16 protein-coding genes are annotated in these 22,440 nt (G+C 38.6%); 3 read left to right on the top strand and 13 right to left on the bottom strand.

From position 1 onward, the window contains the following. Positions 1-15: 15 nt before the first annotated feature. The 4 genes from bioA to N9R04_RS06505 form a co-directional block, all read right to left on the bottom strand. Positions 16-1,377, bottom strand: coding sequence for an adenosylmethionine--8-amino-7-oxononanoate transaminase (gene bioA, locus N9R04_RS06490; protein ID WP_262855855.1), 1,362 nt, complete (start codon positions 1,375-1,377; stop codon positions 16-18). Then, positions 1,364-2,047 carry a dethiobiotin synthase gene (gene bioD, locus N9R04_RS06495; protein WP_262855856.1) on the bottom strand — a complete coding sequence of 228 codons (684 nt, stop codon included), beginning with the start codon at positions 2,045-2,047 and terminating at the stop codon, positions 1,364-1,366. The genes bioA and bioD overlap by 14 nt, the downstream gene beginning before the upstream one ends. A 672-nt stretch (positions 2,048-2,719) precedes the next feature. Beyond that, on the bottom strand, positions 2,720-3,568 hold the full coding sequence (locus N9R04_RS06500) for a YitT family protein (RefSeq protein WP_262855857.1): 849 nt from the start codon (positions 3,566-3,568) through the stop codon (positions 2,720-2,722). Positions 3,569-4,638: 1,070 nt separating this feature from the next. Next, the gene (locus N9R04_RS06505; protein WP_262855858.1) at positions 4,639-4,854 is read right to left on the bottom strand and encodes a hypothetical protein; all 216 of its coding nucleotides are present in this window, start codon (positions 4,852-4,854) and stop codon (positions 4,639-4,641) included. 65 nt (positions 4,855-4,919) lie between these two features. On the opposite strand from N9R04_RS06505, the gene N9R04_RS06510 reads away from it, so the two are divergent. Beyond that, positions 4,920-5,672, top strand: a complete 753-nt coding sequence (locus N9R04_RS06510; protein ID WP_262855859.1) for a 3-oxoacyl-ACP reductase — start codon at positions 4,920-4,922, stop codon at positions 5,670-5,672. 549 nt (positions 5,673-6,221) lie between these two features. Here N9R04_RS06510 and N9R04_RS06515 read toward each other — a convergent pair. The 3 genes from N9R04_RS06515 to N9R04_RS06525 all read right to left on the bottom strand — a co-directional run bounded on the left by N9R04_RS06515 (position 6,222) and on the right by N9R04_RS06525 (position 11,211). Next, positions 6,222-7,943, bottom strand: coding sequence for a CDP-glycerol glycerophosphotransferase family protein (locus tag N9R04_RS06515; protein ID WP_262855861.1), 1,722 nt, complete (start codon positions 7,941-7,943; stop codon positions 6,222-6,224). Between the two features lie 824 nt (positions 7,944-8,767). After that, a complete protein-coding gene (locus N9R04_RS06520) occupies positions 8,768-9,298 on the bottom strand; it encodes a DUF4064 domain-containing protein (RefSeq protein ID WP_262855862.1) in 531 nt (176 codons plus the stop codon). A 308-nt stretch (positions 9,299-9,606) separates the two neighbouring features. Beyond that, the gene (locus N9R04_RS06525; protein ID WP_262855863.1) at positions 9,607-11,211 is read right to left on the bottom strand and encodes a M20/M25/M40 family metallo-hydrolase; all 1,605 of its coding nucleotides are present in this window, start codon (positions 11,209-11,211) and stop codon (positions 9,607-9,609) included. A 143-nt stretch (positions 11,212-11,354) separates the two neighbouring features. On the opposite strand from N9R04_RS06525, the gene N9R04_RS06530 reads away from it, so the two are divergent. Beyond that, positions 11,355-12,707 (top strand): alanine/glycine:cation symporter family protein, encoded by a 1,353-nt coding sequence (locus N9R04_RS06530; protein ID WP_262855864.1) that lies wholly within the window; start codon positions 11,355-11,357, stop codon positions 12,705-12,707. A gap of 200 nt (positions 12,708-12,907) precedes the next feature. Next, positions 12,908-13,117, top strand: a complete 210-nt coding sequence (locus tag N9R04_RS06535) for a hypothetical protein (protein WP_262855865.1) — start codon at positions 12,908-12,910, stop codon at positions 13,115-13,117. A gap of 231 nt (positions 13,118-13,348) precedes the next feature. On the opposite strand, the gene N9R04_RS06540 is transcribed toward N9R04_RS06535, so the two are convergent. The 6 genes from N9R04_RS06540 to N9R04_RS06565 form a co-directional block, all read right to left on the bottom strand. Next, positions 13,349-14,293: a tagatose 1,6-diphosphate aldolase gene (locus tag N9R04_RS06540; RefSeq protein ID WP_262855866.1), complete on the bottom strand. Its 945-nt coding sequence runs from the start codon at positions 14,291-14,293 to the stop codon at positions 13,349-13,351. Beyond that, positions 14,294-15,262, bottom strand: a complete 969-nt coding sequence (locus N9R04_RS06545; RefSeq protein ID WP_262855867.1) for a 1-phosphofructokinase family hexose kinase — start codon at positions 15,260-15,262, stop codon at positions 14,294-14,296. It abuts the gene before it with no gap. 761 nt (positions 15,263-16,023) lie between these two features. After that, positions 16,024-16,743, bottom strand: a complete 720-nt coding sequence (locus N9R04_RS06550) for a GntR family transcriptional regulator (RefSeq protein ID WP_262855868.1) — start codon at positions 16,741-16,743, stop codon at positions 16,024-16,026. Positions 16,744-17,008: 265 nt separating this feature from the next. After that, positions 17,009-17,461 carry a 2-thiouracil desulfurase family protein gene (locus tag N9R04_RS06555; RefSeq protein WP_262855869.1) on the bottom strand — a complete coding sequence of 151 codons (453 nt, stop codon included), beginning with the start codon at positions 17,459-17,461 and terminating at the stop codon, positions 17,009-17,011. A 28-nt stretch (positions 17,462-17,489) separates the two neighbouring features. Further along, positions 17,490-18,347, bottom strand: coding sequence for a hypothetical protein (locus N9R04_RS06560; RefSeq protein WP_262855870.1), 858 nt, complete (start codon positions 18,345-18,347; stop codon positions 17,490-17,492). 1,790 nt (positions 18,348-20,137) lie between these two features. Then, positions 20,138-22,012: a DUF5776 domain-containing protein gene (locus N9R04_RS06565; protein WP_262855871.1), complete on the bottom strand. Its 1,875-nt coding sequence runs from the start codon at positions 22,010-22,012 to the stop codon at positions 20,138-20,140. Between the last annotated feature and the right edge of the window lie 428 nt (positions 22,013-22,440).

The raw sequence follows: 22,440 nt of genomic DNA on the forward strand, positions 1-22,440 counted from the left end.
TTTTTCGCGCTCAAATTAAGCTTTACCTAACACCTCAAAGAGGACTTCAGTAAATATGTTAGTCATCTTCTTCACTTCTTTATTACTCATACTCAGCACTGGAACGAAAGTAATTATATTCTCTAAATTTCTAATCATTAGACCTCGTTCTTTACACATCATAATCAGTCGTTCTACAGTCGGAATATCTAATGGTTGTTTCGTTTCTTTATCTTCTACGAGTTCTACTGCATACATTAAACCTCGGCCTCTAACATTTCCTACATTAGGGTGGCTATTGAGGCTTTCTAAACTTCGCTTTAACGTTTTGGACGTTTTGTTGATATGTTTTAACAACTTATGTTTGTTAAATAAATGCAAATTCTCTAAAGCTACGGCACAGACGAGCTGATTTCCTGTATAGGTGTGGCCATGGAAAAACGTCTTCTTCGCGTGTGAATCACTTAAGAAAGCATCATATATCTTCTGAGAAGTCAACGTGGCAGCTAAAGGTAAGTAACCTCCCGTTATAGCCTTTCCAAGACACATGATGTCAGGCTCAACATCTTCGTGATAACAAGCAAACATCTGACCCGTTCTTCCGAATCCAACTGCAACTTCATCTACAATTAGTAAGATATTATGCTTTCGACATAACTGCTCTACGCCTTTCAAGAATCCCTGTGGATGTACGAAAAGACCAGTTGCCCCTTGGATTAGCGGCTCCATTACAACACCGACAATCTCTTCAGAGCGCTCCCTAAGAATGGTATCAATATGTGTTAATATCGATTCGACCATCTCTTCTTCCGTTTCATAGTCACTATGATAGAAAGAAGGGCAGTCCACCTGAATATTCTCAAATATGAGGTCATTGAAAATTTTATGAAATGCGTCGATTCCTCCCACACTTACTGAACCTATCGTATCGCCATGGTAACCATTATGTAAGGTAATAAATTTATTTTTATTCTTATACTTCACTGGATCTAAATTTTTCCAGTATTGATAAGCCATTTTGATCGCAATTTCAACCGCTGCACTGCCAGTATCTGAATAAAAGACCTTCTGCAATCGAGTCGGTGTGAGCTTCACAAGCTGCTCAGCGAGTTGTATCGACGGAATATTGGAAGAGCCGAGCAAAGTGGAATGCGCAATATTTTTCAGTTGTTTATGTATCGCTTTATTTAATTTCTTATTATTATGGCCGTGAACGTTAACCCATAAAGAAGCGTAACCATCTAGATATTTGTTACCTTTCGTATCATACAGGTAACTCCCACTCCCCTTCTGTATAATGATAGGGTCATGTTGCGCATACACACCCATTTGTGTAAAGGGATGCCACACGTACTCTAAATTTTTATCTACCAATTCATTGTGTTTATTCAACTTCATCAACGACGTCCTCCTCCAATAACTTTAGTAACTGCACGTCAAAGTCTGTGTATTGTCCATTATGAGGAAAGGTTAGTACCTGCTTATGTAATAGCTTTTCAATAGTCTGTTTATTATCTTCTTCTACATCCGTACCTGTATAGTCATTCATTATTAAGATATTGTGTGTTAACTCATTGAAGTTCAAATATTGCTGATGCACAACGGTGTCTCCAATCGCTCCTAATTTCGAAGGCACTACACTGATGATATGTTCGGGATTGAGATCGCTTATTAAGTCCGTAGTCATATAGAAGTTATCACTACCCTCGTAAATGGGAACAGCTATACCACCAGCTCCCTCAATGAGCACAATCTCATATTTTTTAGTTAGCGTATTCAATTTTTCTATGATTAATTCTCTTTTGAATATCTGCTCCGGTTGTCTTTTAAAAGCTAAATGCGGAGACACGGGATCTTTAAATTTATATAAAGCGGTTTCCTCATAACTGAGCCCACAATCCCTTTTATAGGTTTCTAAATCGGGATACGTTCCATCTGGCATTTCTTCAGTTTGTAACGGTTTAAAAATTGTAACTGAATAACCGTGATTTTTAAAAAAGTGATATAAATTTTGAGTAATGTACGTCTTTCCAATATCCGTATTTGTACTCGTTATAAAAATTTTCATTCTATCCACCCGTTGCATTCCGAATTATATTCTATATTTATAGCTTAAATAATAAATGTTTGAATGTAAACCTATTTATTATTTAAGTTTACATATACAGTAAAAAAATACAGCGCTAACCGCTTCTGTTTATTTCTCTATCGTCACTTTATAAACTTCTCTCAAACAAACAGTTAACCATCCCTTTCCTACTCCCATCAATGGTAATACCACCTTCTAGCACAAGAGATATACTTTTGACGAAAACCTTTAAAATCATTAGCTACAATCTGTACTTCTTCCTTATAAAAATCACAAACATCTCTTAAAAAATGCGCTTCCTATTAACAAAGTAAATGCACCCTAGAGGTTGAGACATAAATCCCAGAAAAAATAGCACTCAGATGATTTAAGTCATTTCATCTGAGTGTTTCTTCTCGGGAGCGGGACAGAAATCTAATTTCAATAAAAGATTTCGTAGTCCCGCCCCGGCAAGGATGACTAGAATTGAAAAAAGCTTGATACAAGCGCATTTTCAAATCAGTCATCTACTGCCAAGATGCTAAAAGAGGTTGAGACATTACATTATGTCCCAGTTTCTCTGTGTTGGGGCCCCCTGCTCAAATCCTAAACGCTTTTGTCCCGACCTTTAAGGTGCAACGCTAATAGTATTTTATTTCTAAGCTACTACGCTTATGATAATTTCATAAAGCCATTACCTAAGACATCTCGCACATCGTGGATGACAAGAAATGCCTTCTCATCATGTGCATTAACAATCTTCTTAATACGAGCAAGCTGATTTTGAGGTACTACAACATAAAGCACATTCGTTTGTCGGCGTTCATAACCTCCCACGCCATTTAATAGAGTGGACCCACGACCTGTTTGGTCATGAATACGATCACTAATTTCTTCATTTCGTTCAGAAATAATAGTGATTGCTTTTTTAGGATTGAACCCTTCAATGACAAACGCCATACATTTCTCCACTATAAATAACATCACAATAGTGAAGAGCACATCTTGAATATTAATGGTTATTAAGAAAGAGAGGACAATCAGCGTATCTAACACAAACAACGCTTGCGCCGTCTTCACTTCCGTATATTTGTCAATGATCTTCGCAATGACTGACGTTCCACCTAAGGTACTGCGCGCTGAAATTACGAATCCTGTACCGATACCAATAAACACACCGCCGAAGATCGTGTTGATGAAATCAGATTGTAGATGTAAATTAAATGACTCTGTTAAAGCCAGCCACACAGAACTCGCAATCACGGTAACGAGCGTATAAATGGCGGTCGTCTTACTTAAGAATTTCCATCCTACTATAATTAAAATGATATTGATGATGAATGAAGTCAGTGCTGGAGACAAGCCGAGCGTATACTTCAAGTTTAGGGAAATACCCACTGTGCCACCTTCACCTAGATTAGAGGCGATAATAAAAGTATTAACCCCGATAGCAATGAGAAATGTACCTAATAGGCAGAAAATAATATTTTTTGAGTGAATTTGAATCGCTTTTTTACTCATATTGAATTGTCCTCCCTTCCTGCTATAAAACCAAGCTCCTTTAGTAGAATTTTTACATGACAATTTATCTATAAACTATTCAAAACAAAAAGAACTCTTTAATCATTTTAAAAAGTTCTTATACTTTTATTAAAATCATAATTGTCACAGGCAATTATCAATCTTAATAGATATTCTTCACTTTTACAACATAAGCCGGTTGATATTTAATATAAGGAGTACGTAATAAGAGGTGAGCCATTCAATCACAGCGTTGTTCTTTAAACTTAAGTTTCAATTCAGCTCTTTCTAAATGAGATAGAGAAGAAATAATGATAACCACATGAACCACTTCGAGTTACAATTCCTTCTAAGTGCTCACACAATATTTCTCTTGTCTTTAATACATCTTATAAATAAATTTAGGAGTGGCTTTAATCACCTTATACCCTTAAAGGTTATATTCTATTACGTCTTTACGCTATTAAGATTGCGTCATTTCAGAACATTTAAGCCCCCCTTCCCACTTAGTGTCTCACCTTATTTCCTCGGCAAAACGAAGCATTCTTGACTCTCACATTCAAAACTTTTACATTTAGAGTAGAACTACATACAGACACTAGGGGTGTTTACGAACTGAGATGGGAGCGGGACAGAAATCTAATTTCAATAAAAGATTTCGTAGTCCCGCCCCGGCAAGGATGACTAGAATTGAAAAAAGCTTGATACAAGCGCATTTTCAAATCAGTCATCTACTGCCAAGATGTTGAAAGAGGGAGCGGGACAGAAATCTAATTTGAATAAAAAAGATTTCGTAGTCCCGCCCCGGCAAGGATGACTAGAATTGAAAAAAGCTTGATGCAAGCGCATTTTCAAATCAGTCATCTACTGCCAATATGCTGAAAGAGGGAGTGGGACAGAAATCTAATTTGAATAAAAAAGATTTCGTAGTCCCGCCCCGGCAAGGATGACTAGAATTGAAAAAAGCTTGATACAAGCGCGTTTTCAAATCAGTCATCTACTGCCAAGATGCTGAAAGAGGCTAAGACATTACATTATGTCCCAGCCTCTTTCTCTCTAGTCAAAGACCTTTATGTCTCAGCCTCCGACTTCGCTTTTATAGGGCCGCCCCCACTCGCTGTGCTTGTTGAAACTGGTTTACCAGTTTCTCTCTGTTGGGGCCCACCCCAACTCGCATTGCTGGCGGAAACTGATGAACCAGTTTCTTTGTGTTGGGGCCCCACCCCAACTCGCTGTGCTTGTTGAAACTGGTTTACCAGTTTCTCTCTGTTGGGGCCCCGGCTCAAATCCTAATCGCTTTTGTCTCGACCTCGTTTTATATATAAAAGAGCCGTACTAGAGGAGGTTACGAATGACAAGAACAGTACTAGTTACAGGAGGAAGTAGAGGTTTAGGTTCGACAATCGTACAAACATTATTAGATAGAGAATTCAACGTCATAGTCAATTACAATAAGAGTCGATCTGCTGCTGAGCGGTTAATCGCTAACGTAGATAGGTCACGTGCTATCGCCGTGCAAGCAGATGTCACACAAAGAGATCAAGTAGAACGAATGGTTCAACACGCCACTGATCACTTTGGGCATATTGATGTCCTTATCAATAACGCGTTAGTAGACTTTAAATTTGACCCTAACAATCAGCAGTCATTCAAGAACCTCACTTGGGAAGACTACCAACAGCAAATTGATGGTACGCTTAAAGCGGCCTTTAACGTTACTCAAAGCATCATACCACAATTTATTGAGCGTCAGGCGGGGAACATCATTAGTATCGGTACTAACCTCTACCAAAATCCAGTAGTCCCATATCACGAATACACTACTGCTAAAGCTGGTTTGATCGGCTTCACACGCAATATAGCGTCGGAACTTGGTCAATATGGAATTACCGCAAACGTAGTCTCAGGCGGATTGCTTAAGACGACGGATGCTAGTTCTGCGACGGCACCTGAAGTGTTTGATTTAATCGCCAATACTACGTCATTGAAGAAAGTGACAACCCCTCAAGATGTGGCGAATATGGTGGTTCATCTCGCATCAGAGCACGCTACAGGGCTTACCGGTCAAAATATTACTGTTGATGGAGGATTAACGATGAATTAAATTGGTGCCACCGACTTTGCGTGTAAGTTTAGAAGATTTCGCCAAGTTGGTAGTCTCGACCATGCAACGTCGTGATTTATGTAGCAGGTCGTACGTTACTTTTCGTTTATTGCGAGTTGTTTAATAAGGCATTTTAGAAGGAGGATGTAGTTTGAGTAGAGAGAAGAAACCGTTAAGCAACCACCTTGAAATAATGTATTTGTTATTGTTCCCTCTAGCAATTATAGGGGGTGTTGCTCTTCTTATAGAATGGACGGCAAAATTACTGGGCTGGGAAATACCCATGTATCTCTCTTTTATAATTCAGCTCCTCTTTTGCATTGCAACCACGATCTTGGTTATTATAGCGGTGATAGAAGGTTCCTATATTCAGGCTATAGGTTCGTTGATATTATTACTCGTCCTACTGTTGAACTTTTTCGTTTGATCGATTTCGATTTAGTTGGAGTATCAATGAGATGGACTACTAAATATGAGCAGAAGATGAGACGGAGAACTCAAATTGGTTCTCTCTTATCTTCTGCTCATTTCGTTAAATTCTGCGTTTATCTAACTAAAGAAAGCATCAACTAGTTCGACTTTCTTTTGTAATTTTGTTGGTAACAGATCTCTTATATCGGAGTGATTAACGACGATTCTATCCACTTTAGACAATTGTTCCCACTTCAATCTATTATTTTGAACAATATCATCACTGAGCCACACGGCAGTCTGACCTTTGTAATATTTCACCATCTCAGAAACTTGATCTGTCTCATTCATATAATAAACTAACCAATCTAGTGGAACATCTCCAAACAAGCGGTCAAATTCTTCATTATAGAGTTGAGTCATTCTTCTTTGCGCTAATCTTTTAAGAATCGACTTTTTCTTCACTAGACGATCAACTATGTTTCCGTTAATATCGCCTAGTGTTGAATAAATCATCATTCCTTTAGGCAATTGTAATAATGCTTCGTACTCAGCGTCTGTATAGACACGTTTATCAAAAAAGTAAATTACATTCTGGGTTACATCATTAAATCGATTTAAGTGCTTAAGTAACGAATACTTATCCTGCTCATCTGAATAGATAGCCATATTGTCTTTATTATTAGCTACTTTATATTCATTTATATTCTTTGAAGTCTTACCATTTATCATATACTGAACGAGTTCTTGCGCTCCGTTGCTATTATCATGAGCTACCATTTCTGCTTTAAGTTCTTGGTAACTCACTTGGTTATCCATCTGTTGGATTGCTGTATTGAGAGCTTCTAAGCTTTTAACTAAAGTGAATGGGTACTGAGCAGGTGAATGGTATAGCCCTCGCTCATTCGTATAATGCTCTAAATCATAAGCATATAAAAAGACTGGCTTATCCATATTTAAATAATCGTACATCACTGAAGAGTAATCCGTAATCAATCCATCTGTGGCTGTTAAAAACTCATAAATTTCATAGTTCTCTGGCACATATTTAATCTTCTCAAAATTCATTTTCAACTGTTGTCTAACGAGATAGTGCAATTTCACAAACAGGATGGTATCGTCATCTAAACGTCGATTAAGGTACATCAGCATTGTTTCAATGTGTTGAGCATCACTCACCCCACCGATATGTCCTCGCCACGTCGGCATGTAACATAGCACTTTTTTATTTCCTAAATCTAACTTATCTCGTACTTCCTCCCGTAACTTATGAGAATAGAACACGCTATTACGTGGCATCGGTCCCACAATCATCATGCCTGCATAAATAGCATTTAAATTACAAGCATGTGCCATCACATCTTTCGAGTACTCGTTGCTTAAGATAACTTGGTTCGCCATATAGAAATTCCGTTGAACATTCGCTAAATCAGCAATAGGTTGGGTGTCCTTCCCCATCTTTTTGAGAGGGGTGCCATGCCAAATGATAAAGTATTTCTGTTCCTTTCTTTTATTGAAAAATGGATAGAAAGTCGTATCATTGATTAGAAATTCGCAGGTTGCCAATAAGTCATAATACTTAACAGAGAGGTGTTCAACTATGGAAAAATGAGTATACCCCCGCTTCTTCAAAAACGCCTCATCCTGCTTAGGATTTTGAGAAACTATAAATATTTTACTCCCAGGTGCAACGTTTTGAATTTCAGGCAATAGGTAGTAAATTTGACCTGAAACACCGCTTCCATGCATCGCTTCAAGCAAAAACCAATTCTTCTTAATAGGCTTGTGTCGTCGTGCACTCGCATAATGATAAGGGCCTTGATTCCTTTTGAAATTACTCAATTTATGTTTAATACCCAAAATAAGACTCCTTTAGGAAAATAGATTTACTAATAATTATATCAAATAATTTGAAAGAATCAGTATGTGTATCATTTAAAACAGTTTAGTTAAGTATGCTTATTTACTGTAGAAGCGCTTGACTAATCGTAGGAAGAGGGTGGGAGCGGGACATAATGGTCTTTGACTAGAGAGAAAGAGGCTGGGACATAATGTAATGTCTCAGTCTCTTTCAGCGTCTTGGCAGTAGATGACTGATTTGAAAATGCGCTTGTACCAAGCTTTTTTCAATTCTAGTCATCCTTGCCGGGGCGGGACTACGAAATCTTTTTTATTCAAATTAGATTTCTGTCCCGCTCCCTCTTTCAACATCTCGGCAGTAGATGGCTGATTTGAAAACGCGCTTGTATTAAGCTTTTTTCAATTCTAGCCATCCTTGCCGGGGCGAGACTACGAAATCTTTTTATTCAAATTAGATTTCTGTCCCGCTCCCTCTTTCAGCATCTTGGCAGTAGATGACTGATTTGAAAATGCGCTTGTACCAAGCTTTTTTCAATTCTAGTCATCCTTGCCGGGGCGGGACTACGAAATCTTTTTATTCAAATTAGATTTCTGTCCCGCTCCCTTCAACATCTCGGCAGTAGATGGCTGATTTGAAAACGCGCTTGTATCAAGCTTTTTTCAATTCTAGCCATCCTTGCCGGGGCGGGACTACGAAATCTTTTTATTCAAATTAGATTTCTGTCCCGCTCCCTCTTTCGAATTATAAACATAAAAAGAGGGACTAAGCACCAAACGGTTACTTAATCCCACATCCAAAGCGATATACCCCGTCTAAACTTCAATTAGTACTTATATGGATCTTCGTCCACCTTCTTAGAAGTATTTTCTCCTAAATTTCTTTCATAGCCTGAATCATTCTGGTCGCGATTTTCTGAACGAGTGTAATCGTTATTATAATTATAGTCATTAGCTAAATTAGAATGATACGCTTTAGGCTTTCTTACTAGTAGCATAATACCAGCAATCAACCATAATACACCCGCTATCCAGTTTGGAGATATGAAACTTAAAGCTCCGATAACAATTAAAATAATTCCAGCTGCTTTATTTTTCTTACCTATCCAAACTGCCGCTAAAATACAAAGTATAAAATAGATAGCGGTTAAGACAAGCCCTACCATACTCATAAATGTATAAATATCAGCGATCGTTCCTGCCTCATTTAGAGAAAATGCATTTTCTTCCATTAAAGCTTTAGAAAATTCTTCTTTACTCGTAGTCAATAGCAATGTAAATAAGATACAACCAAAGAACACTAAAATATTAAAACCGAAGCCGATCCATGTGAGTACTTTTTCTGCTGTTCTTTTCATATAGATATCCTCCCTAAAATTCTATTTGTTGCTCACTTATAGCATAACATTTTATAGGAAATATTAATGAATGCATTTTTTATTTCTTCGATGGTAAGGAAGCCCTTTTCATCCAAACAACACTATATATTATCTAAAGCATAGACGTGCAAAGTGAACGGGGAAACCCTGTAATAGCTTCCGAGCTTAATGTACTTCCAGGTTACATAAGCATGCGCTTTACAGAACCAAATTCTCAACTTTAACTCGATCAGTTTTACTATTCACACTAAATTACCCTTCATCATTTCTAACATTTAACACTCACGTCACTGCGCTTCCACTTCTCTCACCACTGCTTCAACTAATACTGGCAGTTCTTCAAATGCGCTCTTCTTATATATCCGCTCGGACACACGATGCGCATCCTTACCTATAGGTCCACAGTTGAATGCGGGAGCACTAATCTCATAGATGTCTTGAAACGGAATCGTATAGGAGCGTTCGAAATTAGGTGTATTGTGACGGTAGACTTCCATATCTCCTAACGCATGAGTCAATCGCACATAACTCAAATCACAAATGCCATTAAAGTAATGAATTCGTCGACTTGGACGTCCAAATTGAGACTGAGCAGTCGTTGAAACTTTTGTAACTAATCTTTCCACAAAGTCTTCATAAGAGTTGTTGACCGCTGGGTAATATGGCGGCGCGAAGAATGTGACGACTGTAGGTGTAAGTGATCGACATAAACTCAATAATCGATCCACGATTTTCACACTTTGCTGTAAGATATCTTGTTCCCTCTCTAAGATTTGATCGATCTCTTCTTCTACACGCGCACTTCCTAATAATTCAATCGCTTTATAATACAATGAGTCATAAGTAATGACAGGAATGTCTATACGCCGATGACTTCCGGCAGTCTGAGAACGTTCTTCATAGGCGGCTTTTGCTTGATTGACCCCTTTACGAACAAGCGTATTAAACTTCTCGAACACCTCAGCTGGAGTATGTTTGAACAGAAATACATTGTACAAAGTAAGTGTCTTAAATGGTGTCTGCACGTCATAATGATGCTTAATATCTCGCATGACGAGAGACACGGGAAGAGGTGAGACTTCACTTTCAAATGTCTCTTGAAATGCGGTGCTATATTCAACTTGCTGATTGATATAACTTTGAATGAAGTTAGAGCTTACGCCATTCAAAGGCGTGCCGACATGTGTTTCACGACCGTAAACAAGCACCGATGGCATGATCTTACCTATAGAACCGGTATAGGTGTAGTGGCTATTATCGCCAGTTTCTTGTTGAAATGTAGGTTCGCTGTTTAGATGTAGACGAATATCGAGGTCTTCTCGATCTTTCAACTTCTTAAGAAAACTCATAGCGGCGCGCATTCCGGAAGAGTTCACCTCTTCATCTGGGACTGCAATAAGCACTAGATTAACATTCCACAGTTCGCTTATCGCTTTCTCCAACAGTGACATGTGTAACATCAGCCCTGGCTTCATATCCATAGACCCACGTCCAAAGAGGTAATCACCAGATTTCAAATCGGCAATAGCATTCTCATCTAAAAAGGATGAATCCTCATTGAACTTGCGAGTGAGAAGATCCATTTGAGTCGCATAAGGTTCATAATCACTATAATCGTCAGTATCAACAGTATCGAAGTGACTAATGAGCGTGACCGTTCGCTTCGTGTTTGGTGCTTGATAATACGCTACGACGGCTTGTTTATTATCTTCAGTATCTACCAAGTGGATGTGATTGCTATTGGTTTTAAAATACGTTAATTGTGTCAGTTGATTGATTAGAAATTCAGGGAAGGCCTTCTCCCCTTCAGAATGAGTAACAGTGTTAAAGTTCACCAGTGCCTTAAGCAAGTCTTCCCTTTGCTCTGGTGTTTGCCAATATAAGTGTTCCATGTTACAGCCCCTTTTTTATTAAAAATTGCAATTAAATAATTAAAAGTTTACACTATTTATAAGTAAGCGCTTTCATTAATTAGGTTGTATTATAAATTAATTCTTTATTTAAATCAATATGCTTAAACAAGGGGGACATCCAAGTGAAGCATATCTTAGCATTTACTGATTGGTTATGGGGTTATCCGATCATTACTTTATTATTAATTGCCAGTATCTTTCTAACAATTTATCTGAATTTTGTCCAATTTCGCCATTTTATCTACATTTTAAAGCAAACTTTCGGCAGTATTAATAAGCGCCCTAAAGGGGAAGGGACGATTACCCCGAGACAAGCACTTACCTCAGCGCTCTCCTCTACAGTAGGCGCTGCTAATATTGTAGGCGTACCTACCGCCATAATGATGGGTGGTCCAGGTGCAGTCTTCTGGATGTTAGTCATCGCGTTCTTTGGCATGGCGTTGAAATATAGTGAAAATATACTCGGTGTGGCGTATAGAGAGAAGAATAAAAAAGGAGAATTTATTGGCGGTCCAACCCACTATATGAGTAAAGGGTTTAACAACAAGCAACTCGGAAAGGTATTCGCTTTAATCTTCGCCTTTGCATTAATGATTGAAATCATACCTAGTATCATGGTGCAAGGCCATTCTGTCACTGCGAATGTAGAAGATACCTTCCATATTAATCCACTTATCACAGGGATTGTGATCGCTGCATTAGCTGCTCTCGTCGTCTTTGGAGGCGTAAGTCGTATCGCGGCTTTCACTGAAAAAATTGTGCCTATCATGGTTGGAATCTACCTCTTACTTGGTTTCATCATTATACTCATTAACGTCCAAGCTATCCCTCATATCGTCGCGCTCATCGTTAAAGAAGCCTTCAATCCTCATGCAGCGACTGGCGGAGGCTTTGGTGCAGTACTTTCTAATACGATTCGCTGGGGCTTTGCGCGTGGTATTTACTCGAATGAAGCTGGACTCGGTACATCTCCTATCGCTCATGCGGCTGCCAAGACTGATCACCCTGCACGCCAAGCTTTCTGGGGTGTAGCCGAAATCATCGTTGATACCGTACTCATCTGCCTAACTACAGCAATGGTCGTATTACTTTCAGGCGTGTGGAAAGCGAGTGATGCTCAGGTAAATTCCTCCGCTCTAACTGCCCGCGCTTATCAAGAGGTCTTTGGTTCATGGGGCAGCGTGTTGATAGCTATTTCGATGATCTTCTTCGTGTTCTCTACGGTCATCGTCATTATATTCTACGGATCTCGCATGGCTGAATATCTCTTCGGCCTAACTGGAGGCTGGGTTCTTAAAGTCATTTACACCATTTCTATTATCTTAGGTGCTATCGGTGTGGGTAAACAACTGTGGGGTCTTCTCGATTTAGCCTTAGCATTTGTACTGATACCTAACATTATTGCGGTTCTCCTCTTATCGCCTAAAGTAAAAGCGTTGAGTAGCGATTTCTTTAAACATCACTACAAAGATTAGAGTTTTAATTATGGTAAAAGGGCTGTAGAGATTGTGTTAATCATTTCATTTATTAAAATAGGCAGACAAGAGTGTGAGTGAAAATAGGAAATAGTTAGCTATCCACGTACGAGGTCAGGACAAAAGCGTTTAGGATTTGAGCAGGGGGCCCCAACACGGAGAAACTGGTAATCCAGTTTCAACAAGCACTGCGAGTTGGGGTGGGGCCCCAACAAAGAGAAACTGGTTATCCAGTTTCAACAAACACTGCGAGTTGGGGTGGGCCCCAACAAAAAGAAACTGGTAATCCAGTTTCCTCAAGCACTGCGAGTTGGGGTGGGCCCCAACAAAAAGAAACTGGTAATCCAGTTTCCTCAAGCTCAGCGAGTTGGGGCGGTCCTATAAAAGCGAAGCCAGAGGCTGGGACATAAAGGTCTTTGACTAGAGAGAAAGAGGCTGGGACATAAATCCCAGCCTCTTAAACATCTCGGCAGTAGATGACTGATTTGAAAATGCGCTTGCATCAAGCTTTTTTCAATTCTAGTCATCCTTGCCGGGGCGGGACGACGAAATCTTTTTATTCAAATTAGATTTCTGTCCCGCTCCCCTTTAATAGCCCCATAGACAAACCACTCAGCAACGCTGACTCAAGAGTTTCAAGGTTACTTAATCGGCGTGGCATAGCGCTCATTAACTTCATTTAAAGCTTTCAAATTACTTAACCCTTGTTGTTCAATCCATTCTCTCGCGCTCAGACTTCCGTCATTAACAAATGCTTCAGTAGCCCCTTTCCACGTAGCACGTCCACAAAGTACGCCATTAAATTTTGAACCGGCTTGCTTGGCAAATTTCAATGTCTGTTGGAATAAATCAGCACTCATTCCACCACTTAAGTAAATATAAGGAAGGTGTGTGCTGTCGTCTTGTGCTTTAAAGTATGCCGCGGCCTCTTCCTGAGTATAAACTGGATTGTCTGTTCCCAAACCTTCTACATAGTTCATATTCACTGGCGTCTCTACTTTCAATACATCCACTTTATAGCGCGCATCACTAAATACTTTCATGGCACGATTTACTTTATCTGGTCTCACTTTCGCAAATGCTTCACCTTTTTCATCACCTATCTGATTATTATAGGTTAAGATTTCTAGTAGAAATGGGACGTTCTCAGCCTCACATTCACTTCCTACTCGCTCTACAAACGCATGTTTAATCTCGTTAGTCTCTACTTCATCATCTACGTCATAATAGATTAAGATCTTAACTGCGTCAGCATCTACTTCCTTTAAACGTTTCACAGATTGATTAAGCACTAGTCGTGGCAATCGTCTAGAGTCTGATTTATCGTATCCTGTCTGTTCATATGAAAGGATAAGACCTGCATGCTTATCTCGTTTCTTAGCAGCCGGCAAACCGTATTCTGGATCGAGTAAGATACTAGACCCATGAGGTGTCAGAATTTCAGAAACAAAGCCTTTAAACTCTGAGATGTTCTCATCAGTCACTTGGTCTTTCAACAATCTCTTTAAAGCACCACGTTGGTCTATCGCTATGGCACTAAAAATACCGTTATCATCTAATAATGGTGTTAAATCTTTGATCGTCATTTATATCATCTCCACATTAATTTCTGTCGTTAACTCTTGTACTTGCTTAATATTGATATAACCTGTTTCTTGCTGCATCGCGTTAGACATACCGCAAGCTAACGCGTGTTGAATCAGACGTTCCGGTTGGCGAGAAAAATGCTGAATACCGTAGGCAATACCTGCTACTGTCGAATCTCCTGATCCTACAGGATTTACAGCTTGAATAATCGGTACAGTAGCGCGGTAAACTTGTCCTTGGTATTTGACGATGGCTCCTTGTGCACCTAATGTCAGAAATACGTCGATATCTTTAAATAATGGGTGCATTGTCATAATGTGGCACATATTATTCTCTTCGAAATCAGCTTCATCAACAGACCCTTTATCCTGCTCAAGGCGGAGCAATTGCCTAAACTCGTCTCTATTAGGTTTAATACAATCTACAGCTAAGCCTGCTTTTAATGCTGAAACTAAATCTTCAGGCTTAGTATCTAGAATATTATAGCTGTGAGGAGACAATGCAAGCACTCGCTTTAAATGCGTCTCTGCGTCTATATGAGCTAATTGGGGCGAACTTCCACTAATAGTCATGACCTCGACTGAACTTTGAACTAATTGCGCTGCCATCTCATCTAAATAGGATTGTTGTGCCTCTTGTGAGACTACGGGTCCTGCCTCCAATATCTCTGTTTGTGCTCTACCGTCATTGATCGCAATGCATTGTCTCGTCTCCCCTTCAATTTGAAGTGCGGTATAAGAAAGATCAAGGTCGGCTAATTTCGATGTTAACCATCTCCCGTTTGCACCACCACTATACAACAAGGCATGCAGTGGCGCACCAAGTTGCTTTAACACCTTAGAAACATTAATACCTTTACCACCTGGGTTCTTAATCATTTCTCTAACTCGATGCACATCACCTACGTTCAGCTCGGGAACAGTATAGGTGATGTCTATCGAAGGATTGAATGTATGTGTCAATATCATGTCATAGTCTCCTTACCCTTCGTAATTATGTAACTTCACATTTCTAACCACGCGATTGTTGTAACCCTCTAGACTAGGATTATCAGGAATGAAGCCATAACTCACAGTCGTTTCCATAACAAACCGGCTGAACATTAAATAAGTTATAGCCCGTACCAAATCATTAAACTCAGTTGCGAAATCTAGTGCTGTAGCATAGTCAGAATCAGCTCCGTCGCTACCCAGGTTCAAAATTTGTATTCTGTTTGTCCACTTTCATCTTCAAGATTAAAGTCGTTCTCATATCAACGTCGATATGGCTCACTATGTCTTAACATTACCTATAGCGTATTCTCATAGAATCCAACTCTAGGTATATGATGAAACACTAACGTTGTTTCACGTGAAATCTCAACACGCTTTCCTGAACAATCGCTAAGTTTCATTATCAATTCGCGTGTCGATTGAAGTCTTCCAACGCTAGCTGGCGATCAGCAACTATTGCTTGGAGTTGGCGTCATATTTCTAGTTCTTGCTATTTATTTTGATAAGTATGGGGGTCATGGAGGACAGCTGCCACCTCCATATTGGTCATGTTGTCATAACCAGTTGTAATATTAAGTATAGTGACTCGGAGTTAAAGGCCCTACACTTTTAAATTAAAGCGGTGCTTCATAGCTTATTTAATGTACTAATGAGTTGAAAGATTGCCTAACAGCAGTAACTATGAACCGTGTTATGACTTCAGTACCAACGTCGATGTCACTATTACTTTCAAACGCTTACTGTTGAATCAATTTAACTGTATATTTGTAATCCTGAGCTTTCGCTACAGATTCTGTAAATTCTACAATTTTATCCTCTACATAACTATGACGTTCGATAAACATACATACCGATTCCTTATCTGTTTCTAAGTAACTCGCTTCTTGTTCTGACATCTTACGCGAAGTTAAAGTCTCATAAGCGTAATCGATTGCAATATTGTAGTAATCATGCAAAGTTTCATAAAGCGAATGCTGGTTGAAATCAAATTGATCTAACCCTTCACAAACATGTAAAGGTAAGTACGTCGTTTCATAAATAAGCGGTGTGTCATTCGAAAGTCTCAAGCGCCGCAATTTGTACACCTTTTGGAAACGAGTTAAACCCATGTGTTGCTGCACATAAGTAGGTGGATCAATTGGCTCAATACTCAACATCATTGTACTCGGAGTATCGCCGTTTTTCTCTATTTCATCTTTAAAACTATAGAGTTTATCCAACATTTGATTGTATTGATTGCCTAATACATACGACCCGCGCCCATGTTCGGTGCGTAGAAATCGATGTTCTTCAAGGTGCTTTAACGCCTCACGAATCGTGATACGACTGACTTCGTACTCTTCAGCTAACTGCCTTTCAGAAGGTAGTTTATCCCCTTCGTTATAAATTCGATTTTTGATTTTTTCTTTTATATCTTCAAACACCTGAAGATACAAAGGTTTTTGCAAATGACTCATTTTATCTCCTAACTGGTTATAACCACTTTTAGTTTATACTATAGCTATAGATTAGTAAATATTTTTCTGATATTTCTAATAAAATCTTACTACTCCAATTTTAAGTGGTAACCTATACATTTAAGATGAGATGATGGCGACATCGTGCCTTTATCGTACACCCGTTTGCGATGTTCGTTCACTGAATTCATTCATTGCTATGATTATGACCATCGTATATATTTATAAAATGATTTACTGATCCCCTTACTCCCTGCTCCTCGTATTACCTTTTAAAAAAGCTAATCTCATCGTAAACTTTAATATCGTACTGTTTAAGAAGTGCAGTAACCACACCGTTACCTACTTTCTTGCTACCAGTAAACGTGCCATCATAGATCTCTATAGAACCACATGAGGGGCTCTTAGATTTCAATATCACTGTATCACAATTGAGTTCTTGCACCATCCTCAAGGTTTGCAACGCACCAGCTTTATACTGTGCCGTAACGTCTTCACCTCGTATCGTTCGAACTTGTGCTTGACCTGTCCACACATCATTCCCATCGCCACCCACAATTTCTGCTGGATCACGAGGAGTACTTAATCCACCGAGGACTTCAGGACAGGCGCTAATCGCTTTGCCCTCTTCTACTAATTGACGTAGCCGACGATCAAGTTTATGACTCCCATCATAACGCACCTGTGCACCTGTCAAGCAAGCACTTATGAGTATCACCTTTAAATCCCCCCTTCACTACATCATATTACGTAGCGACTGTCGATACGCTCGCTTTCTCTTCTACGTGCAACATCACTATAGCTTGAGTATAAATGGCTAACCAGACTTCAACCGGGTAGTCTTGTAGACTGTCATCAAATTTAATGCGCTGTTGTTCTCCACGTTTCTTTGTAGCTTTATTTTTCGAAACATCTAAAAAATTACGTTTAGCGTAATAGAAAGGTTTACCGTCTTTCTCAATAGTTGTTTCTTTAGTTAAATATGGACTATTCAATGTGTATTCTGACTTGTCGGTAAACAACTTATAACCGAATCGCTTTTTATAGCCTTTCTCACTAACAAACTTTTGCCTTCTAAATTCACCAATAGGATGGTCGTCTAATATAACTCTATAGGAGGCTGGATAAGAGAAGTACTTAATCCTTTTCACTTTCACACTATGATTCTCAGAAATCACTTCAATGCCTATGAACATAGCTGCACCTATTAGCGATAACCACTTTTCTATTTGAGTATTGAAAGTAGTTCTAAAGTACATATTTATATTATCACTATTATAAATAGTGACATAACGTTCACCAATATAGTAAAAGGGTGTTTGAAAAAAGTATTCATTAGATTGAAGATTTAGTTTTTCTGAGATCAATTTTCGCCTCATTTCTTCTGGCTCACTGGCACCTTGTTGGTCTTTTCGTAAACTTATAGCACGCATAGCTAGAATAACAATTAGCAACACTACCCAAACAGCAACTGTAATGATAATATGCAGTGGATTAAAGGGTGTGTGCAAGTTAATCCTCTTATTTAATAGCATCATAACAAGTTCTATAACGAGCAATAATGAAACCCCACCAAGTAGCAATAAATATGTAGTTTTTTTCATATATTATTCTCCCCTCTATACCTTATAACAAGCGAAGTGTACGATTTGATGTAAAGTGACATGCGTATATACATCAATCGTATTAAATGTTTCACCAGGTATTATATGATGATATGAACCTATCTCCAAGGAGTGTAATTTATACCTTTCATACGTGCACCATTCATTTGTCGTTCTTTGCGATTAAACATTGCCGCTAAGCAGCATTCTTATTATGTTGGATCATACCACGATATATAAATAATGGTGTATTATTTTCTATCTTAAACAGTGTGTTGTAGTTATAAAATAAACCTTAAACATTCGCTGTATTGACCTATAAAAAACATGCGACAAACTAGCGTTTATGTATTATTTTAAAACATCTACACTACATTGATGATATTTCCCCTTTTGACATGATGATATAATTTGCAAATGAAAGTGATTGATAGTTATAAAGATATAATACTTTAAACAGTTAGGAGATGTTGTATGACCTAAAGATTTGAACTATGAGATTAAGAGAGCAAGTTTCTGTACTCTGGAAAACAGCTTAACAGCATCCAAAAGGTAGGATTGTCGACAGAAACGCTCACGATTAGGGAGCGGGACAGAAGTCTAATTTAAATAAAATGATTTCGTAGTCCCGCCCCGGCAAGGATGACTAGAATTGAAAAAAGCTTGATACAAGCGCATTTTCAAATCAGTCATCTACTGCCAAGATGCTGAAAGAGGGAGCGGGACAGAAATCTAATTTGAATAAAATGATTTCGTAGTCCCGCCCCGGCAAGGATGGCTAGAATTGAAAAAAGCTTGATACAAGCGCATTTTCAAATCAGTCATCTACTGCCAAGATGCTGAAAGAGGGAGCGGGACAGAAATCTAATTTGAATAAAAAGATTTCGTAGTCCCGCCCCGGCAAAGATGACTAGAATTGAAAAAAGCTTGATACAAGCGCGTTTTCAAATCAGTCATCTACTGCCGAGATGTTAAAGAGGCTGGGATTTATGTCCCAACCTCTTTCTCTCTAGTCAAAGACCTTTATGTCTCAGCCTCCGACTTCGCTTTTATAGGGCCGCCCCAACTCGCTATGCTTGTAGAAACTGTTTTACCAGTTTCTCTTTGTTGGGGGCCCCCTGCTCACATCCTAAACACTTTTGTCCTGACCTCTCTTTTTTTGGGCTTTATGACTCAGGCTCCGGAAGAATATATAGCTATATTAAAATATTAATTAGTACTAAAAATACCACTAAACAAAGTATCGTTAAGCCAGCAAAAATATAAGTTGATTTAAAATTTCTCGTCTCAGGCCCTTTGGTAATAACTTCTATAATTAACAGAGCAATTGTTATTATAGCAAGTAGTACAAGAAGTATGCCTAATATTGTCGCAACAGTTTCCATAGTAAGCTCCCTTATTCATAAATTTATTAGTCCCTATAACTCATATTTAAAATTTTTTAGAAATTTACAAAGGGACTATTACATCAATCATTTAATTATTCAAGTCCCTGAATTGGAAAGGGTAAATATATAAAATCTCAAAATTTTGTTGAAATTATAGGAAGATCCAGTATTGAAACAGAACCTAAATAGCAGAGTTTGAGACATAAAGCTTTTGTGCTCTGGAAAACCGATTAACGGCGTCCCAAAGGTAGGAGTGTCCAGAAACACTCACGATTCGGGAGCGGGACAGAAATTTAATTTGAATAAAAAGATTTCGGAGACCCGCCCTTCTCAAGTTACAGGAATGAACACCATATACCTTTCTTCTATTCCTATTAACATTAAGCCTGCGCTTCTTAATTATTAAATTGGCTTCACATAAGATGCGTTTGCGGTTAAATAGAAACCGTTCGTCGTTTTTAAACGTGGGGTTAACTTTTCAGTATAAATTATCGTTTCAATTTCAAATTTCTCCCCAACCTGTATGAGCCGTAAGAAATCGTCATTGAAATCCCGAGTTGAATATAGCTTACATCCTTTAAGCACTTCAACTGCACGAGGCGGTTCTGTAATGTATTTCGTCGTTTGAGGAATTTCAAAGCTTTTGACAAACTTCAAGTTCGCTGTTAAATAATATCCGTCAGTCGTTACCAATCTAGGCGTCCCATTTCCCGACTGCGAAATTTGTTTGATATCTATCACAGAACCTGGCTCTATTTCATATATAGGTGATTTGAAATTGGCATCCTCATAGAATTTACATTTCTTCAGCGTTATTACTTTAGGCGGCGCCTCAGTCAAATACTCAGGTTTCTTTTTTGAAGGTTTAGCTGTTACCATTTCCACCTTAAAACGCTTCCGCTTCATTTTCGCTTGATTAAGCTGCGTGCTTGGATGAGATGCAAATACTTTAGCTTCTTCAAAACGATTATATCGAACTGTGATGTTAAAACCTTCCATCCCTGTTTGAGCATATTGGGCAATCGGTATATAAACTAAGTCTCTTTCGATATGACAGTCAAGTTCACATGCTTTTTGCGCATTATTGATTTGTACCGCTAATATTTTTTCAACCTCTACAGTCTCATCTTTGTGCAAGCGAACCACATCGTAGAAGGCATCTTTGCTTTTAACGGTTCCCTCATATACCGGGTAAATTTCAACCGCTAGTGGTTCAATTTCAGCAAAGTCAGCGGACGGAGTGATATATATTAAACCATCTTCCTCATAACGTTGAGCACCCTCATCCTTGTAAAGTGCTGCCACATATTTCTCAAAGGTTTCTTGTTCTACACGCTTATACATCTCATACGTGTATCGAAATTTAGGTTTCTGAAGTAAGTCTTCAGGTTTAAACCCTTGTGACTGCACCAACTCGATAAATTGCACAAACGCGTCATAATACGGTGATTTATCAACTGCATTCGTAAAAGCTTTAGTATAGAAGAGTCGGCTCATGAAGTCTACTTCCATATATCGAGACATGATTTCTTTAAGAGCAGTCTGCGGGATGTCTAAATCGCAAATTTTACGTAATACTCGTAAATTAATTTGAGTTTTCTCTAGTATGGAAGTCGATTTAACGAGTGAAGCATTGTCTCCGAACCGATTGATATGATACGTATCATACGTTGACATCGTGGCAGAACGCGCTTTACTAAATAGCTCGCTAAAGAATAACTTATCTTCCCCATACTGCAGATGTTCGAATTTGATATCGTTATCTATGACAAGTTCTTTTTTAAAAATTTTACCTGGTGGACCTACGCCTCTAAAGATACTTGGAATCTCATACGGCACTAAATTTGATTTATCTTGGTAGGAAGAGAAACGAGCGACATAAGATATCTTATTATCTACGTGACGATAATATCTCCCAAAACCAATATCAGCATCATTTTCATTTACCTGATAGACAAATGGCACGAACCCCTCTTGGTCTAACCAATCATCGGCGTCTAACAAGGTCAAATATTTGCCTTTAGCCTCTCTCATACCGATATTGCGTGGCTCAGATGGGCTTCCTGTATTCTCTTCCAGTTGAATCAAACGTATATATGGATAGCAATCGACATATTCCTGAATAACACTTACTGAGCTATCTGTTGAACAATCGTCAACAAGAATGACTTCCAGCTCCTCTTCTTTAAAACGTATATGAGTGAGCGAATTTAAACATTCCCTTAAATATTTCTCTTTATTATAGACAGGAACAATAATGGATAATAACTTTTCCATATTTTCCTCCTTTATTTTCACAATAACTACTAGCCACTCTTAGTTGTATAGTATTAATATACTCTTTTTATTTGAGATTGCAATTGATAAGACAATATTATCTGGCTTTTTACTTTAAATCAATTATATTTAATTGTGGAAAATATTTAGATAGTGTCCTTTGGGTGCAGTGGTTTACAATTTTTACAAAATCTTTAAAGAAAGTTCTCGACCGTTAGCGCTCACACTTGCAGCTCGTTCACTCTCCCCTAACAGTGTCTCTTTACTTCAATCTCTATTCAGAGTAGCTTAGCTATAGTGGGAACGGGACAGAAATCTAATCTGAATAAAAAGATTTCGTTGTCCCGCCCCGGCAAAGATGCTGAAAGAGGGAGCGGGACAGAAATCTAATTTGAATAACAAGATTTCGTTGTCCCGCCCCGGCAAAG

The sequence above is a fragment of the Staphylococcus marylandisciuri genome, assembly GCF_025519785.1.
Taxonomy (GTDB): Bacteria; Bacillota; Bacilli; order Staphylococcales; family Staphylococcaceae; genus Staphylococcus; species Staphylococcus marylandisciuri.

Coding starts and splice junctions, on each gene's coding strand:
- N9R04_RS06525 (WP_262855863.1), bottom strand. CDS start 11,211: ATGGAACACTTATATTGGCAAACACCAGAGCAAAGGGAAGACTTGCTT.
- N9R04_RS06545 (WP_262855867.1), bottom strand. CDS start 15,262: ATGATATTGACACATACATTCAATCCTTCGATAGACATCACCTATACT.
- N9R04_RS06560 (WP_262855870.1), bottom strand. CDS start 18,347: ATGAAAAAAACTACATATTTATTGCTACTTGGTGGGGTTTCATTATTG.
- N9R04_RS06550 (WP_262855868.1), bottom strand. CDS start 16,743: ATGAGTCATTTGCAAAAACCTTTGTATCTTCAGGTGTTTGAAGATATA.
- N9R04_RS06510 (WP_262855859.1), top strand. CDS start 4,920: ATGACAAGAACAGTACTAGTTACAGGAGGAAGTAGAGGTTTAGGTTCG.
- bioA (WP_262855855.1), bottom strand. CDS start 1,377: ATGAAGTTGAATAAACACAATGAATTGGTAGATAAAAATTTAGAGTAC.
- N9R04_RS06520 (WP_262855862.1), bottom strand. CDS start 9,298: ATGAAAAGAACAGCAGAAAAAGTACTCACATGGATCGGCTTCGGTTTT.
- bioD (WP_262855856.1), bottom strand. CDS start 2,047: ATGAAAATTTTTATAACGAGTACAAATACGGATATTGGAAAGACGTAC.
- N9R04_RS06540 (WP_262855866.1), bottom strand. CDS start 14,293: ATGACGATCAAAGATTTAACACCATTATTAGATGATAACGGTATTTTT.
- N9R04_RS06500 (WP_262855857.1), bottom strand. CDS start 3,568: ATGAGTAAAAAAGCGATTCAAATTCACTCAAAAAATATTATTTTCTGC.
- N9R04_RS06565 (WP_262855871.1), bottom strand. CDS start 22,012: ATGGAAAAGTTATTATCCATTATTGTTCCTGTCTATAATAAAGAGAAA.